This is a genomic window from Bradyrhizobium sp. SZCCHNR1093, assembly GCF_032381175.1.
In the GTDB taxonomy this organism is placed as follows: domain Bacteria; phylum Pseudomonadota; class Alphaproteobacteria; order Rhizobiales; family Xanthobacteraceae; genus Bradyrhizobium.
Genome location: NZ_JAUHJJ010000002.1, coordinates 196,461 through 213,191, shown reverse-complemented (window position 1 = coordinate 213,191; position 16,731 = coordinate 196,461). Strand labels below are relative to the sequence as shown.

Sequence of the window (16,731 nt, the reverse complement as noted above, 5' to 3'; positions counted from 1 at the left end):
TCATGGACCGTTCACATTCGATCCGACATGATCAGGCACCGCCGGCCCCGAGCGGCAGCGACACAGCGACACAGCGACATTGTCACGAAATTGACATATCGATCCCGCGACGGCCGGCGAACTGATTAGAATACCGGCGTGACAAGACCGGTACGGCCTGCGAATACCGGCGTGACATGATGTGCATGCGACGACCCGTCACCCTGCTTGCTTTGGCGCGCTTGGCGCTCCTGGCGGCCTTCGTGGTGCCCGCGTGGCTGTCAGATCACGAGGCCCTCGCAGAGGAGCCGAAACGTCCGGTCGCCGTCATGTTCGCGCTGGATCGGCCGCTCGATGGCAGCATGGCGCCACTGGTCCTCGCCGCCAGCCGCGGGCTGTTCGCCACCGAGGGCGTGACCGTCACCATCACCACGGCCAAGGGCTCTCCCGATGCGATCGCGCGGGTGGCCTCCGGCGAGACCGACATGGCGCTCGCCGACATCAACGAGCTGATCCGCTATCGCGACGCGTCCAACAGCCAGCCGGTCAAGGCCGTGTTCGTGCTGTTCAACAGGGCGCCTTATGCGATCATCGCGCGCAGGAGCCGCGGCATCAACGGGCTCGGCGACATCGAAGGCAAGACGCTCGGCGTCGCCGAGGGCGATCTCTCGATCCGGCTGTGGCCGGCGGTCGCGCGGCACAACCATCTCAGGCCCGAGACCATCAAGCTGTCGCGCGTCGGCGCGGCCGTGCGCGAGCCGATCCTGTCGGCCGGCCAGGTCGATGCCGTCAGCGGCTTCTCCTATTTGTCGGCCCTCAATCTGCGCGACCGCGGCGTGCCTGCCGCCGATCTCGCGGTGCTGCGCTTCGCCGATTACGGCTGCGAGGCCTATGGCCATGCGGTGATCGTCAATCCCGGCTTTGCGGCCAAGCAGCCGGCTGCGGTGAAGGGATTCCTGAGCGCGCTGACGTCTGGCCTGCAGCTTGCCATCAAGGACCCTGCCGGCGCGATCGCCGACGTGGTGAGCCGGATGGATGACGGCTCGCGCGAGCTCGAGCTGCAGCGGCTGCAGAGCGTGCTCGTCGACAACGTGCTGACGCCGGACGTCCGCCGCGACGGCATCGGCGGCATCGATCCCGCCCGGTTCGAGCGGGCCCTCGACCAGCTCGCCGAGGACGGCAAATTCCACCACAAGCGTCCGCTACCCGCCGACATCTTCGACGACAGCTTCCTGCCGCCCGCCGACAGCCGGCTCGTCAACTGAGCGCTCGCCGCGGCGGCCGTTCCCTTGCTAACATGGCGCCGCGCGCACCCAGCGCTGGCTCCAACTGTCGACACGAAGCGCCCCGCCCATGTCCCTGCTCCGCATTTATGCCCGCGTGCTCCATCTGCTCGGAAAGGAGGCGCGGCTGGGCTGGTTTCTGGCGATCGCCAACCTTGCCCTCGCGGTGGCACAGTTCGCCGAGCCGGTGCTGTTCGGACGCATTGTCGACTCGCTCTCCGGCAACGCCTCGACCAGCACCGCCTGGCCACTGCTCGCGGCCTGGGCCGGATTCGGCCTGTTCACGATTCTGGCCAGCGCCTGGGTCGCGCTGCAGGCCGACCGGCTGGCGCACCGGCAGCGCCATGCGGTGCTGACGAGCTATTTCGAGCACATTTTGCAGCTGCCGCTGACGTTCCATTCCGGCACCCATTCCGGCCGGCTGATGAAGGTGATGATCAACGGCACCGACGCGCTGTGGAAGCTGTGGCTGTCGTTCTTCCGCGAGCACTTCGCCGCCATCATGTCGGTGCTGGTGCTGCTGCCGCTGTCGCTCTATCTGAACTGGCGGCTCGCGATCCTCTTGTTCGTGCTGTGCGTGGTGTTCACGGTGCTGACGACGCTGGTGGTGCGCAAGACCTACGGCATGCAGAGCGAGGTCGAAGAGCACTACAGCGACCTGTCGGCGCGCGCCTCCGATGCGCTCGGCAACGTCGCGCTGGTGCAGAGCTTCGTGCGCATCGAAGCCGAGGTGCAGGGCCTGCGCAACGTCGCCGGCCAGTTGCTCTCGGTGCAGATGCCGGTGCTCGGCTGGTGGGCGCTGGTGACGGTGATCACGCGCGCCTCCACCACCATCACGGTGCTGGCGATCTTCACCCTCGGCATCGCGCTGCATCAGCAGGGACTGAGCTCGGTCGGCGAGATCGTGATGTTCGTGTCGTTCGCGACCATGCTGATCCAGAAGCTCGAGCAGGTCGTGTCCTTCATCAACAACGTGTTCATGGAAGCGCCGCGGCTGGCCGAGTTCTTCACCGTGCTCGACGCCGTGCCGGCGGTGCGCGACCGCCCCGATGCGATCGACGTCGGCCGGCTCTCGGGCCTGGTCGAATTCAACGATGTGTCGTTCTCCTATGACGGCAAGCGGCCGGCGGTGGAGGATCTCACCTTCACCGCGCTGCCCGGCCAGACCATCGCGCTGGTCGGGCCGACCGGCGCCGGAAAGTCGACCGCGATTGCGCTCCTGCATCGCGCCTTCGATCCGCAATCCGGCTTCATCAAGATCGACGGCATGGATGTCCGCGGATTGAAGCTTGCGGCCCTGCGCCGGAACATCGGCGTCGTGTTCCAGGAGGCGCTGCTGTTCAATCGCTCGATCCGCGAGAACCTCTTGGTCGGCAAGCCCGATGCGACCGAGGAGGAGATTCGCACCGCCGCCGCGCGCGCCCAGGCGCTCGACTTCATCGACCGCGCCGAGCAGGGCTTCGATACCAATGCCGGCGAGCGCGGCCGCATGCTGTCTGGCGGCGAGCGCCAGCGGCTCTCGATCGCGCGTGCGCTCTTGAAGGATCCGCCGATCCTGATTCTCGACGAGGCGACATCAGCGCTCGATGCCGTCACCGAGGCCAAGCTCAACGCGGCGCTCGACGAGGTGATGAAGGGACGCACGACCTTCGTGATCGCGCACCGGCTATCGACCATCCGCAACGCGACGCGAATCCTCGTGTTCGAGAACGGACGCGTGATCGAAAGCGGAACGTTCGATGAACTCGTCGCCAAGGGCGGCCACTTCGCGGAACTGGCGAAGGCCCAGTTCATGGTGCAGGAGAGCGCGCGCGCGACTCTCGCAGCGCCCGAGAGCGACGGCACCATCGTCAAGACCTGATCGCGGGACGCTTTCATCGTGGAATTGAATGGCTGGCCTCTGTTCGCCAGCGTCGAGCCGGTATAGGTTCGCGGCCTGCCGCAACCGAAGCGGCGCCGGACACGCTTGAAACCCGAAAGCCCGCTTGCCCACCTCGCCGCGCGAGGCGGGTCTCAAAGGACCGGACCAGACCAGTGCAGACGCTTCGCCTGTTGTTCCGCTACGCCCCGATCAAGATCATCGCTCTCGCTGCCGCTCTCGTGCTCACGCCCCGCTGGGCCAGCGCCGAGGCGCTGCTGCTCGTCGAAGCCGATACCGGCAAGGTGCTGGAAGCGCAGAATGGGACCTATCCATGGTATCCCGCGTCGGTCACCAAGCTGATGACGGCCTATGTCGCCTTGAAGGCGGTCAAGGACGGCAGGATCACGCTTGACACGCTGTTCACGGTCTCACCGGCCGCGGCATCACAGTCGCCGTCGAAGATGGGCTATCGGCCCGGCACGCAGGTCACCGTCGACAACGCGCTGAAGATGATGCTGGTGAAGTCCGCCAACGACATGGCGGTGGTGCTGGCCGAAGGCGTCGGCGGCTCCATCGACGGCTTCTCGGCGATGATGAACGACACCGCTCGCAAGCTCGGCATGACGCAGACCAGCTACGTCAATCCGAACGGACTGCCGGCCGACGGCCAGATCACCTCGGCGCGTGATCTCGCGATCCTGGCGCGCGCCATCATCCGCGATCTTCCCGAGTACGAATACTTCGTGCACATCCCGTCGATCCGCTACGGCCGCCGCGTCGTGCAGAACTTCAACAAGCTGATCGGGCGCTATCCCGGCGCCGACGGCTTCAAGACCGGCTTCATCTGCGCTTCGGGCTACAATCTGGTGGCGTCGGCGACCCGCAACGGCAAGCGCCTGATCGCGGTGGTGCTCGGCGCCTCCTCGGGACAGATGCGCGCCGTGCGCGCGATCCAGATGCTGGACCGCGGCTTCAACGGCAACCAGTTGAGCTGGCTGAAATCGCCGCTCGGCACAGTCGATCAGCTGGCCCCCGTCGACGCGACACCGCCCAACCTGCGCGACGACATGTGCAACGGCCGCCGCCACCGACCAGCCAGCGACGACGACGAGGACACCGTTGCCGGCGCGGACGGCGAAGCGACCGGCGGCACCCTGCTCGCCGGCCTGCAGGCGCCGACCATGAAGCCGTCCGAGCTGCTGGCGGCGGCGCCCGTCCCGTCCGAGCCGGTGCTGGTCTACACCGGCCCGACGCGCACCGGCGCGGCGCTGATCGCCGCCGTCGCCGCCGATGCCGACGCTCAGACCCCGGCCAGACACCGCGGCAAGAAGGCGCATGCCGCCGCGCGGAAGGATGCCAAGCCGGCGACCCGGACCGCCGCCAAGACCGATGCGGATGCGAAGGCCGCGGCGAAGCCGGAGGCCAAACCGGCGGAGGCCAAGCCGGGCGCGGCACGCCACGTCGCCGCCAAGCACGATGCCGGCGCAAAACCGGCGGAAAAGACCGGCTCCGACGCGCCCAAGCCCGCCAAGCCCAAGGCCGCCGCAAAGCCGAAGACGGCCGGCAAGCCCGCGCCGAAGGACGGCTGATCCGGCGCGGCCCATAGGGCCGCAGCCGACTGGGCCCAGCCTCCGCCCGGCCTCCTTACCCTGCCGCTTTCGTCGACACGCCGGCCGCTTGCCTTGAAGGGCCGGAAATTCGATATTGGCCGCCGCCAGCTTCCCGAGCGAGGCTGGCGGACGCCAATACACGAACAAGAGACGATCAGAGAGGAAGGGTCATGGAGCGCATCTGGCTCAAGCACTATCCGGCCGGCGTTCCCGCCGATATCGATCCGGGCAAATACCCGTCGCTCGTCGACCTGCTGGAAGAGAGCTTCAGGAAATTCGCCGATCGCCGCGCCTTCATCTGCATGGACAAGGCGATCAGCTATCGCGAGCTCGACGACATGTCGGTCGCGCTGGGCGCCTATCTGCAGGGCCTTGGGCTGGCCAAGGGCGCGCGCGTCGCGCTGATGATGCCGAACGTGCTGCAATATCCGATCGCGATCTCCGCGGTGCTGCGCGCGGGCTACGCGGTCGTCAACGTCAACCCGCTCTACACGCCGCGCGAGCTCGAGCACCAGCTCAAGGATTCCGGCGCCGAGGCGATCATCGTGCTGGAGAACTTTGCCCACACGGTGCAGCAGGTGGTCGGCCACACCCAGGTCAAGCGCATCGTCGTCGCCAGCATGGGCGACCTGCTCGGCTTCAAGGGCGTGATCGTCAACCTCGTCGTCCGTCGCCTGAAGAAGATGGTGCCGGCGTTCTCGCTGCCGGGCGCCGTGCCCTTCAACGATGCGCTCGCCGCCGGCCGCGGCAAGCGCTTCCAGAAGCCCACCATCGGTCCGGACGACGTCGCCTTCCTGCAATATACCGGCGGCACCACCGGCGTCTCCAAGGGCGCCACGCTGCTCCATCGCAACGTCGTCGCCAACGTGCTGCAGAACGATGCGTGGCTGCAGCCAGTGATGGACAAGCCGCCGCATGTCGATCAGCTGCTGATCGTCTGCGCGCTGCCGCTCTACCACATCTTCGCGCTGACCTGCTGCTTCCTGCTCGCGGTGCGCGCCGGCGGCGCCAATCTGCTGATCCCCAATCCGCGCGACATCCCCGGCTTCATCAAGGAGCTGATGAAGTATCAGGTCACCACCTTCCCGGCCGTCAACACGCTCTACAACGGCCTGCTGCATCATCCCGACTTCCGCAAGATCGACTTCTCCAAGCTGAAGGTCTCCAACGGCGGCGGCATGGCCGTGCAGCGCCCGGTGGCCGAGCAGTGGAAGCAGGTGACGGGCTGCAGCATCGCCGAAGGCTACGGCCTGTCGGAGACCGCGCCGGTCTTGACCTGCAACCTGCCGACCTCGACCGAGTTCACCGGCACGATCGGCCTGCCGCTGCCGTCGACCTGGCTGTCGATCCGCGACGACGACGGCAACGAGGTGCCGCTCGGCCAGCCCGGCGAGATCTGCGCCAAGGGCCCGCAGGTGATGGCGGGCTATTGGAACAGGCCCGACGAGACCGCCAAGGTGATGACCGCGGACGGCTTCTTCCGCACCGGCGACATCGGCGTGATGGCCGCGGACGGCGCGATCAAGATCGTGGACCGCAAGAAGGACATGATCCTGGTCTCCGGCTTCAACGTCTATCCGAACGAGGTCGAGGAAGTGATCGCGACCCATCCGGGCGTGCTGGAGACCGCCGTGATCGGGCTGCCGGACGAGAAGACCGGCGAGGTCGTCAAGGCCTTCGTGGTGAAGAAGGATCCCGACCTCACGTCCGAGGACATCATCAAGCACTGCCACGAGCAGCTCACGAACTACAAGGTGCCGAAGCAGATCGAGTTCAGGACCGAGCTGCCGAAGACCAATGTCGGCAAGATCCTGCGCCGGGAGCTGCGCGACGAGAAGAAGAAGCCGGCGGCCGCGGCCTGAGTCCATTGGCGCCGCAAGCGCCGGCATGCGATGAGGGACGTGCGATGACGGATACGTGATCACGGCGGGCCGTTGCCGTTTCCGGCGCGCCGAATAGTGTAGCGCGCACCGCGCGAGACACATTCAAAAGACACATCCAGGGGAAGGAGTAACTCGAATGACCATCCAGGTTGGCGATAAGCTGCCGCAGGCCCAATTCCGCGTCATGACCGGCGAGGGCCCGCAGGTCAAAACCACCGACGACATCTTCAAGGGCAAGAAGGTCGCGCTGTTCGCGGTGCCCGGCGCCTACACCGGCACCTGCCACAAGATGCATCTGCCGAGCATCTTCCTCAACGCCTATGCGCTGAAGGACAAGGGCGTCGACACCATCGCGATCGTCTCGGTCAACGATGCCTTCGTGATGAATGCCTGGAAGCGCGACACCGACCAGCGCGACGAGGCCGTGTTCCTGGCCGACGGCAATGCCGAGTTCACCAAGGCGATCGGCATGGAGCTCGACGCCTCCGGCGCCGGCCTCGGCATCCGCTCCAAGCGCTATTCGATGCTGGTCGAGGACGGCAAGGTCACCAAGCTGAACCTCGAAGCCGCGCCAGGCAAGGTCGAGGTCTCCGGCGGAGACACCCTGCTCGAGCAGCTGTAAGTAAACAACGCACTGCTGCGGATGATCAGTCGTTCCGGGGCGCGAAGCGAACCCGGAACCTCGAGATTCCGGGTTCGACACTCTCGCGTCGCCCCGGAATGACGATCAAACTCACAACCGTAGAAGAGCTCAGCCCCGCACGTTCTTCTGCATCCTGGCCATCGCCACGCCATCGCGCGCCAGTTGATCGGCGCGCTCGTTCTCGGCGTGGCCGGCGTGGCCCTTGACCCAGTGCCAATTGACCTTGTGCGGCTTCAGCGCGGCATCGAGCCGCTGCCAGAGCTCGGCGTTCTTGACCGGCTTCTTGTCCGCGGTTTTCCAGCCGTTGCGCTTCCAGCCGTGGATCCAGCCGGTGATGCCCTGCCGGACATATTGGCTGTCGGTGTAGAGCTCGACCTGGCACGACTTCTTCAGCGCTTCCAGCGCGGAGATCGCGGCCATCAGCTCCATGCGGTTGTTGGTGGTGTGCGGCTCGCCGCCCTTGAGCTCTTTTTCCTTGTCGCCGAAGCGCAGGATCGCGCCCCAGCCGCCCGGCCCCGGATTCCCCGAGCAGGCGCCATCGGTGTAGATGCTGACGACCGGATGCTCGCTCACGCCACGGCTCCACCGATGCCGTAGTCGCGCACGCTGGTCACCGCCTGGTGGAAGCGCAGCTTGCGGACATATTCGAGCGGATCCTTGGGCTTCACCAGCGCGCCGGGAGGCACGTTGAGCCAGTCCACCAGCCGCGTCAGCAGGAAGCGGATCGCGGCGCCGCGCGCCAGCAGCGGCAGCGCCTCCTGCTCGGCCTCCGACAGCGGCCGGACGCGGCCATAGGCGTTGAAGAAGGCGCGCGCCTTGGTGACGTTCAGCGAATGATCGGCCTCGAAGCACCAGGCGTTGAGGCAGATCGCGACGTCATACGCCAGAATGTCGTTGCAGGAGAACGGGAAGTCGATCAGCCCCGAGAGCTTGTCGCCGAGGAAGAACACGTTGTCCGGAAACAGATCGGCGTGGATGACGCCTTCCGGCAGATGCGTCGGCCAGGAGCGCCCGAGATGATCGAGCTCGGCGGAGAGCAGCGCGGAGAGGCCGGCCTGCACCGTGTCGGCGCGGTCGGCGGCCTGCGCGAACAATGACCGCCAGCCGGCGACCGAGAGCGGATTCTTGCGCACCAGCGGGAAGTCGCGTCCGGCCAGATGCATCTGCGCCAGCGCCGCGCCGACGCCGGCGCAGTGCGTGACGTTCGGCTTGCGCGGCCACATGCCTTCCAGAAAGTTGATGATCGCCGCGGGCCGGCCGGACAGGCTCGAATACACCGCCCCGTCGCGGTTGCGGGCAGGCTGCGGACAGCTCACGCCGCGCTCGGCGAGGTGGGCCATCAGCCCCAGAAAATAAGGCAGATCGTCCACCGCCACGCGCTTCTCGTACAGCGTGAGGATGAAGGAGCCCTTGGTGGTGTGCAGCAGGAAGTTGGAGTTCTCGACCCCTTCGGCGATGCCCTTGTAGGAGAGCAGCTCGCCGATGTCGTAGGTCTTGAGGAAGTCCGCAAGCTCGTCGGCGGCGACGTCGGTATAGACCGCCATACCCTGTCCTGGTTCTCGAAGTTCGCCGGCCCCGCCTCCCCCGACGCGAACTTCATCACCGGGGAGGCTCGTTTGCGCCCTTCATCGCGCATGCGGGCGCCGCGTTCAAGACGGATGCGCCGGCGGTGGACCAAAAAGAGCGGCCGCCAGGGCCGCCTTTACTCGGCCGCGGCTTCCGGCCGCAGCGAGCGCGGCAGCGGGAAGAACTCGTTCTCTTCCGCCGCCGAGACCGTCTCGACATGAAGCACGTAGCGCTCGGCGAAGGCGCCCATGATCTCCTCGACGATCACCTCGGGCGCGGAGGCGCCGGCGGTGATGCCGAGGCTCTTGATGCCCTCGAAGCGCGCCCAGTCGATGTCCGAGGCACGCTGCGCCAGCACGGCAATCGGGCAGCCCTCGCGCTCGGCGACCTCGCGCAGGCGCTGCGAGTTCGACGAGTTCGGTGCGCCGACCACGATCAGCGCGTCGACCACCGGCGCCACCTTCTTGACCGCCAGCTGGCGGTTGGTGGTGGCGTAGCAGATGTCTTCCTTGTGCGGGCCCGAGATGTTCGGGAAACGGCCCTTGAGGATCGCGACGATATCCTTGGTGTCGTCGATCGACAGCGTGGTCTGGGTGACGAAAGCGAGGTTGTTGGGATCCTTCGGGGTGAAGGTCGCCGCGTCCTCGGCGGTCTCGATCAGCGTCACGGCGCCCGCCGGAAGCTGGCCGACGGTGCCGACCACCTCCGGATGGTGAGAATGGCCGATCAGCAGGATCTCGCGGCCGCGCTTGAAGTGGATCGCCGCCTCGCGGTGGACCTTGGTGACCAGCGGGCAGGTCGCGTCCAGGGAGAAGAAATTGCGGGCCTGGGCCTCGGCCGGAACCGATTTCGGCACGCCATGCGCCGAAAAGACCACCGGTGCGTTGGTACTGTCGGGAATCTCCGCCAGTTCCTCGACGAAGATGGCGCCCTTGGTCTTCAGGCTGTCGACGACGTATTTGTTGTGCACGATCTCGTGGCGGACATAGACCGGGGCGCCATAGATGGCGAGCGCCCGCTCCACGGTGTCGATGGCGCGCACCACGCCGGCGCAGAAGCCGCGCGGCGAGCAAAGCACGATTTTGAGGTCTGGTTTGGCTGCCATGGGGCTGGTCTAAGCTGATCTTTGCGGGCTGGTTTCGGCGACCACGGACCCCCGGGCCGGCAAGCGGGGGCGGTCGATACGCGAGGAGCTTGGGTCTGACACTGGTTTGGGTAGGACTTGGGACTGCTTTCGAGCGCTGTCAAGGCCGTTTTCTCCAGGCCATTGCGCCATGCCCCCGGGACGGCTTATATAGGGCCAATTCCCGTCATCGCCGATGACCGCAGGTTTCGCCTCCAGGGCCGGGGCGGAGCACAAAGGAGATTTGCCATGAGCAACGCCCCGCTGATGCCGAAGGCAACTGCCGTGTGGCTGGTCGACAATACTGCCTTGACCTTCGACCAGGTCGCCGATTTTACCAAGATGCACCCGCTCGAGGTGCGCGCCATTGCCGACGGGGACGCCGCCCAGGGCATCAAGGGCATGGATCCGATCTCGACCGGGCAGCTCACCCGTGAGGAGATCGAGAAGGCCGAGCGCGACCCGAATTACCGCCTGCGGCTGCAGGAGAGCAAGGTCGTGCTGCCGCCGCAGCCCAAGCGCAAGGGCCCCCGCTACACCCCGGTGTCGCGCCGCCACGAGCGCCCGAGCGCCATCCTCTGGCTGGTGCGGAACCATCCCGAGCTCAAGGACGCCCAGATCATGCGCCTGGTCGGCACCACCAAGACCACCATCGCCAGCGTGCGCGACCGCACCCATTGGAATGCGCAGACGCTGACGCCGATGGACCCGGTGACGCTCGGCCTGTGCTCGCAGATCGAGCTCGACTTCGAGGTCCAGCGTGCCGCCAAGGAAAAGCCGCTCGACGCCAATTACAGCGGCGCCACCCTGCTCCCGGCCTCCGAGACCACGCGCAAGGACGAGTACGAGCCGGCGGGCCGCGACGAGGACGATCTCAATGTCGACGCCGTGTTCGCCAAGCTCAAGACCATCGGCGGCAAGAAGCAGGACGACGAGGAGTAGGACGCGAGCGCGTTCGTCTTCCTCGCTTCACTCGCGGGCGCCAGCCCCGCACTCAGTGTCGTCCCGGCGAACGCCGGGATCCATAACCGCCGGCTTGCGTAACCGCCCGAGATGGTTGTGACTCAGCGCCTCGTTTCTCACTCCCGCTGCGGCGTATGGGTCCCGGCTCAAGGCCGGGACGACAGCGGTGGGGAGGCGCGGGACTCGCGACAAACCAAGCTTCGCCAAAACAGACCTCCCAAAAAAATGGCGCCGGGGATGCCGGCGCCATGGAAGTCTGGGAGGAACTGAAAAAATCAGAACTTGTAGGTGACGCCGACGCCGACCAGCCACGGATCGATGTTGGCGCGGCCGGTGACCGGAATTGCACCGTTGACGGTCGCCGAATAGTTCGGCTGCAGCCACAGCTTCTTGACGTCGACGTTCAGGCCCCAGTGCCTGTCGAGCATGTAGTCGAAGCCGAACTGGACCGCGGCGCCCCACTGGTTGGAGATGTGCAGGTTGGTGACGGCAAGACCGTTCCACACCTGGTTCGCGGCGCTCTGGTTAAAGAAGACCGTGTAGTTCACGCCGGCGCCGACATAGGGCTTGAAGGCGCCGAAATCGGTGAAGTGATACTGCAGGGTGAGCGTCGGCGGCAGCAGCCACGCCTTGCCGATGTTGAGACCGTCGAGCGAGCCGGTGCCGCCGATGGAATGCCGGGTGACGCCGAGGATCAACTCGGCCGCGATGTTCCTGGTGAAGAAGTAGCTGATGTCGAGCTCGGGCACGACCGAGTTGGAGATCGACAGGCCGGAGTTCGGCGACGACAGCGCCGGCACGCCGGTCACGTTCACGCTGGAGCCGCCGGCATCCGGCAGCACGCCGAGCGCTCGCACACGAAGCATCCATGGATTCCACGCTTCGACCACCGGCGCCTTGGTGTAGACCGGCGCCGCCTGCAGGTCGGCTGCTTGCGCCGAGCCCATGGCTCCGCAGATCGCCGCCAGCACCAGCAGCGACGACGAAAGTTTCAAGATTCTGTTCATCGAAGTCCCCATAGCCACCCTTGAGCAACATTTGCGCGGGCACAGCCGCGCCTTGCGGTCGCAGATGTGGCAGGGACGCCATGGACTTGGATTTGATCTCAATCAATCGGCATTGTTGCAGTGCCGATGTCACGCAACTGTTGCATCGAAGTCACGCGCCATGAGAGGCGCTTGCACGTGCGCTCAGGGCCGATCGGGATGGTTCATCATGTATTCGCCGAGATCGCGCTGCCGGCGATCGGCGCGTGCCTCGGCGCGTTGCCGCTGCACGTCGCGGTCCTTGCGGCAGGCGACATATTCGGCGGAGCCCGGCGCGACCTTGCCGCCGGCCTGACAGACCGCATCGTCATCGTCATTGCCGAGCGCCACCGCCGGACCCTGGTTGCGGGAGGCGCAGGCCGTGAGCGAAAATACGGCCATCAGCACCAAGGCCAGGCGGGCGGAGGTCTGTCGCATCGAACGTTCCATTCTCGTCAATCGGGCTGGTCTCGGCCGTTGCTTGACGACAATGGGCGCCCGGGTCAAGCCCGGGGCACGTTCAGCGGCGCCGCGTCAGACGCGGCTCTTCAGCGCCTCGCCGATTTCCTCGAGCACCTTGGGATCCTCGATCGTGGCCGGCATGCTCCATTGTTCGCCGTCGGCGATCTTCTTGATCGTGCCGCGCAGGATCTTGCCCGAACGCGTCTTCGGCAGCCGGCCGACGGTGATGGCGAGCTTGAACGCAGCGACGGGGCCGAGCTTGTCGCGCACCAGCGCCACGATTTCCTTCTCGATTACAGACGGGCTGCGCGAGACGCCGGCCTTGAGCACGAGGAAGCCGCAGGGCACCTCGCCCTTGATCGCATCCTTGATGCCGAGCACGGCGCATTCGGCGACGTCCGGATGCGAGGCCAGGATCTCCTCCATACCGCCGGTCGAGAGCCGGTGGCCGGCGACATTGATGATGTCGTCGGTGCGGCCCATCACGAAGACGTAGCCGTCCTCGTCCTTGTAGCCGGCGTCCGAGGTCTTGTAGTAGCCGGGGAACTCGCTGAGGTAGGATTCCTTGAAGCGATCCTCCTGCTGCCACAGGGTCGGCAGGCAACCCGGCGGCATCGGCAGCTTGATCACGATCGAGCCCATCGTGTTGGCGGGCACTGGCCTCGCCGCCTCGTCGACGATGTCGACCTGGTAGCCCGGCATCGGCACCGTCGGCGAGCCGTGCTTGACCGGCAACAGGCCGAGGCCGGCCGGATTTCCGGCTATGCACCAGCCGGTCTCGGTCTGCCACCAGTGGTCGATGACCGGCACCTTGAGCTGCTGCTCGGCCCATTCCACGGTCGGCGGGTCGGCGCGCTCGCCGGCGAGGAACAGCGTGCGGAACTGTGACAAATCGTATTTGCGCAGCAGCGTGCCTTCGGGATCCTCCTTGCGGATGGCGCGGAACGCGGTCGGCGCCGTGAACAGCGCCACCGCCTTGTGGTCGCTGATGACGCGCCAGAACGCGCCGGCATCGGGCGTGCCGACCGGCTTGCCCTCATACATCACCGACGTCGCGCCATGGATCAGCGGGCCGTAGATGATGTAGCTGTGGCCGACCACCCAGCCGATGTCGGAGGCGCACCACCACACCTCGCCCGGCTTGATGCCATAGAGATTCTCCATTGACCATTTGAGCGCGACGAGGTGCCCGCCATTGTCGCGCACCACGCCCTTCGGCTTGCCGGTCGTGCCCGACGTGTAGAGGATGTAGAGCGGATCGGTCGCCAGCACGGGCACGCACGGCGCCGCCTTGCCATTGGCGAGCGCGGACTTCCGCAGCGCGGCCCAGTCGTAATCGCGGCCGGGCTTGAGCTCGCAGACATGCTCGGGACGCTGCAGGATGATGCAGGCCTTGGGCCTGTTGTCGGCGAGCTCGATCGCCTGGTCGAGCAGCGGCTTGTATTGCACGATGCGGCCGGGCTCGATGCCGCAGCTCGCCGATAGCACGAGCTTTGGCGTCGCATCGTCGATGCGGGTGGCGAGCTCCTTGGCCGCGAAGCCGCCGAATACGACCGAATGCACCGCGCCGATGCGCGCGCAGGCGAGCATCGCGACCATCGCTTCCGGCACCATCGGCATGTACAGGATGACGCGGTCACCCTTGCCGACGCCGAAATCCTGCATGATCGCGGCGAGCGTCTGCACCTCCTTCAGCATCTCGGCATAGGTGAGCTTGGTGACCGAGCTGGTGAGCGGCGAGTCATGGATCAGCGCCAGCTGATCGCCGCGGCCGGCGGCGACGTGGCGATCGAGCGCGTTGTAGCAGGTGTTGACGACGGCCCCAGTGAACCAGCGGCCATAGGCGCCCATCGACGGATCGAAGATCTTTTTGGCCGGCTCGATCCAATCGATCGCGCGGGCGGCCTCGGCCCAGAACCCTTCGGGGTCCTGCAGCGACCGTGCATGGACCTCGTGATAGCGGCTCGCAGCGCTCATGACGTTTCCCCAAACTGTGTTTATTCCCGACTATTGTCACGGGACAAAGCGACAGTTCAAGCCGTCATGAATTGATCCAGATCAGGCGGGCCGGACGTCCGGGCCATTTTCAGGGCCGGATCAATGCGCTGCGTCGCGGAGGGTATCCAGGCGACGCTGCAGGGCTAGACGAAGGTCGTAGCCCGGCTTGCCGAAGCGGGCATTGCGCTCGGCGATGAAGTCACGCTGCGTTCCGCGCAGCTCGGCAGCGGCGCGGCCGCGGGAGGACTTCAAGCGCCGGGCATAGCTTTCGGAAATGCCGAGATCGAGCACCGAGAGCTGCGGGTCGGCACAGATGACCTTCTCGACCTCGCGTACGGCGGTGGCGCAGTCGAAGGACGGCCCGCTGCGCTCCGACGGGGCGTTCAACGGACGCGGCGGCTCGGCGCCGAACTTCTTGATCTCGGCCAGCATGACGCGCCGGCCGGCAATGGCATTGTCGTTACCGGGATCCAGCCGCAGCGCCGCCTCGTAGTCGGCCAGCGCCTTGGCGCGCTCACCCATCTTCTTGTACAACACCGCGCGGTTGTTGTAGGCGAGCGCGAAATTCGGATCGAGCCGCAGCGCCGCGTCGTAGTCGCTGAGCGCCGCGCCGAGCTCGTCCTTGAACTGATGGGAATCGCCGCGATTGGTGAAGAAATTTGCCCGTTGCTCCATCCTGATCGCCTGGTCATAATCGGCGATCGCCTTGTCGTACTCCTTCATGGCGGTGTAGGTGAGGCCGCGATTGTCGTAATATTCCGACACCTTCGGATCACGCCGGATCGCCTCGTCGTCATCGGCCAGCGCCTTGTCCAACTGGCCGAGCTTCTTGTAGGCCGCGGCACGATTGGTGAATGTGCGCGGCCGTTCCGGGTCGAGCCGGATCGCCTCGTCATAGTCGCGCACGGCCTTCTCATTGTCGCCGCGCAGGTAGAAGGCGACGCCCCGGTCGGCATAGGCCTGCGCGTAGTCGGGCTTCAGCCGGATCGCCTGATCGTAGTCGGCCAGAGCGCGATCGAGACGACGCTGCTCGGTATGGACAACGCCACGCAGCTCAAAGGCTTCGGCGTCATTCGGATCGAGCGAGATCGCCATGCTCAGATCGGCGGTCGCCTTGCCGGCATCGCCACCGGCTTCGCGCATCAGGTCGCCGCGCAGCCGGTAGGCGCGCGAATTCTTGCCGTCGAGCGCGATGGCACGGTCGAGGTCCTGCAGGGCCTGGGTCAGGCCGCCCGAGGTACGCGCACGGGCGTCGGCGCGGGCAACCAGGGCGATGGATTGATCCTTCGGCGAGCTCGATGCCTGCTCGATTGCGGTCGAGCAGGCGGTGATGAGTTCGGACGGTGGCGCCTTGCTGCCCAAAGCGCATTCGGGGCCCGCGGCGAATGCAGGCTGGGCCCCGAGGCCAAGGACAAGACCGGCTGCAAGACCCAGCGCGAGGTAGGACGAGCGGGATGAAATCGAACGAATGAAAGCGTGCATCGGCATGGACTCGGCTCGAATTTCGACTGTTGCGGGTGAGACGCTGATCTCCCCCGTTGTCGTCTCCGGCCGGAACCCGGTTCAAGCGGCCACGCCGATGGTCAATAGCCGTCGACGCCGTTCAGCCGCCGCAAGCGGTCCTGCATCGCCTTCTTGAGATCGTAGCCGGGCTTGCCAAAGCCGGCGTTGCGCCGCGCGATGAACGCGTCCTGCTCGCGCTGCAGGGCGCGTGCCGCGGCGGGGCCGGCCGCCTCGCGAACGACGCGGGCCTGCGCGCCGTCGATCTCGCGATCGAGATTGGCGAGCTCCGGATCGGCGCAGATCGCCTTCTCCACGGCGCGCCGCGCCATGGCGCAATTGAAGCTCGGCCTGCCCGCGACGGCCATCTGCGCGCCCAGGCGCTCGAGCTCCACTGCGAGCGCGTGGTAGTTGCTGCGGGCGCTGGCGTGATCCGGATTGAGCCGCAGCGCCGCGGCGAAATCGGCCAGCGCCTTCGGACGGTCGCCCTTCTTGCGATGCAGTTCGCCGCGCGCATTGAAGATGCTGGCGAGCGTCGGGTTGAGCTGCAAGGTCACGCCGTAATCGGCGATGGCGCGATCGATCTCACCCCTGGTGATGAAGATCGAGGCGCGCGCGATCAGCGCATTGATGCGATCGGCCCTCGCGGCCTTGGGATTGTCGATCACGGCGCCGCATTCGGTGAGCACCTTGTCGCCATCGCGCGCCTCCGAGGCCGCCATACAGGCACCGGCATCCACCGCCGGCTCCTTGCCGGGCTCGGCCGCGCCGACCGCATGGGCCTGGGTCGAGACCAGCCATCCGAGCGTGACAAGCGCAGCGAGGCGCAGCATCC

14 protein-coding genes are annotated in these 16,731 nt (G+C 66.4%); 6 read left to right on the top strand and 8 right to left on the bottom strand.

Annotation, left to right across the window (positions count from 1 at the left end):
• Window positions 1-179: 179 nt before the first annotated feature.
• From QX070_RS06650 to QX070_RS06630, 5 genes are all read left to right on the top strand, one after another.
• The gene (locus QX070_RS06650; RefSeq protein ID WP_315736130.1) at window positions 180-1,244 is read left to right on the top strand and encodes an ABC transporter substrate-binding protein; all 1,065 of its coding nucleotides are present in this window, start codon (window positions 180-182) and stop codon (window positions 1,242-1,244) included.
• A gap of 88 nt (window positions 1,245-1,332) precedes the next feature.
• Window positions 1,333-3,123 (top strand): glucan ABC transporter ATP-binding protein/ permease, encoded by a 1,791-nt coding sequence (locus QX070_RS06645; RefSeq protein WP_315736129.1) that lies wholly within the window; start codon window positions 1,333-1,335, stop codon window positions 3,121-3,123.
• 173 nt (window positions 3,124-3,296) lie between these two features.
• The gene (locus QX070_RS06640; protein ID WP_315736128.1) at window positions 3,297-4,712 is read left to right on the top strand and encodes a D-alanyl-D-alanine carboxypeptidase family protein; all 1,416 of its coding nucleotides are present in this window, start codon (window positions 3,297-3,299) and stop codon (window positions 4,710-4,712) included.
• Between the two features lie 191 nt (window positions 4,713-4,903).
• Window positions 4,904-6,595: a long-chain fatty acid--CoA ligase gene (locus QX070_RS06635; protein WP_315736127.1), complete on the top strand. Its 1,692-nt coding sequence runs from the start codon at window positions 4,904-4,906 to the stop codon at window positions 6,593-6,595.
• 157 nt (window positions 6,596-6,752) lie between these two features.
• Window positions 6,753-7,238 (top strand): peroxiredoxin, encoded by a 486-nt coding sequence (locus QX070_RS06630; RefSeq protein WP_315736126.1) that lies wholly within the window; start codon window positions 6,753-6,755, stop codon window positions 7,236-7,238.
• A gap of 129 nt (window positions 7,239-7,367) precedes the next feature.
• Here the strand turns inward: QX070_RS06630 and rnhA are convergent, their stop codons facing one another.
• From rnhA to ispH, 3 genes are all read right to left on the bottom strand, one after another.
• Window positions 7,368-7,832, bottom strand: a complete 465-nt coding sequence (rnhA, locus tag QX070_RS06625) for a ribonuclease HI (protein ID WP_315736125.1) — start codon at window positions 7,830-7,832, stop codon at window positions 7,368-7,370.
• Window positions 7,829-8,803 carry a homoserine kinase gene (locus tag QX070_RS06620; RefSeq protein ID WP_315736124.1) on the bottom strand — a complete coding sequence of 325 codons (975 nt, stop codon included), beginning with the start codon at window positions 8,801-8,803 and terminating at the stop codon, window positions 7,829-7,831. The genes rnhA and QX070_RS06620 overlap by 4 nt, the downstream gene beginning before the upstream one ends.
• Before the next feature lie 158 nt (window positions 8,804-8,961).
• Window positions 8,962-9,930, bottom strand: a complete 969-nt coding sequence (gene ispH / locus QX070_RS06615) for a 4-hydroxy-3-methylbut-2-enyl diphosphate reductase (RefSeq protein ID WP_315716301.1) — start codon at window positions 9,928-9,930, stop codon at window positions 8,962-8,964.
• A 267-nt stretch (window positions 9,931-10,197) separates the two neighbouring features.
• Here ispH and QX070_RS06610 point away from each other — a divergent pair, with 267 nt between their 5' ends.
• On the top strand, window positions 10,198-10,890 hold the full coding sequence (locus QX070_RS06610; RefSeq protein WP_315736123.1) for a DUF1013 domain-containing protein: 693 nt from the start codon (window positions 10,198-10,200) through the stop codon (window positions 10,888-10,890).
• A gap of 296 nt (window positions 10,891-11,186) precedes the next feature.
• Here the strand turns inward: QX070_RS06610 and QX070_RS06605 are convergent, their stop codons facing one another.
• The 5 genes from QX070_RS06605 to QX070_RS06585 all read right to left on the bottom strand — a co-directional run bounded on the left by QX070_RS06605 (window position 11,187) and on the right by QX070_RS06585 (window position 16,729).
• On the bottom strand, window positions 11,187-11,918 hold the full coding sequence (locus QX070_RS06605) for an OmpW family protein (RefSeq protein ID WP_315736122.1): 732 nt from the start codon (window positions 11,916-11,918) through the stop codon (window positions 11,187-11,189).
• Window positions 11,919-12,101: 183 nt separating this feature from the next.
• Window positions 12,102-12,374 (bottom strand): hypothetical protein, encoded by a 273-nt coding sequence (locus tag QX070_RS06600; RefSeq protein WP_315736121.1) that lies wholly within the window; start codon window positions 12,372-12,374, stop codon window positions 12,102-12,104.
• 96 nt (window positions 12,375-12,470) lie between these two features.
• Window positions 12,471-14,375: a propionyl-CoA synthetase gene (locus tag QX070_RS06595; RefSeq protein WP_315736120.1), complete on the bottom strand. Its 1,905-nt coding sequence runs from the start codon at window positions 14,373-14,375 to the stop codon at window positions 12,471-12,473.
• Between the two features lie 120 nt (window positions 14,376-14,495).
• On the bottom strand, window positions 14,496-15,878 hold the full coding sequence (locus QX070_RS06590) for a tetratricopeptide repeat protein (protein ID WP_315737019.1): 1,383 nt from the start codon (window positions 15,876-15,878) through the stop codon (window positions 14,496-14,498).
• A 101-nt stretch (window positions 15,879-15,979) separates the two neighbouring features.
• On the bottom strand, window positions 15,980-16,729 hold the full coding sequence (locus QX070_RS06585) for a tetratricopeptide repeat protein (protein WP_315737017.1): 750 nt from the start codon (window positions 16,727-16,729) through the stop codon (window positions 15,980-15,982).
• Between the last annotated feature and the right edge of the window lie 2 nt (window positions 16,730-16,731).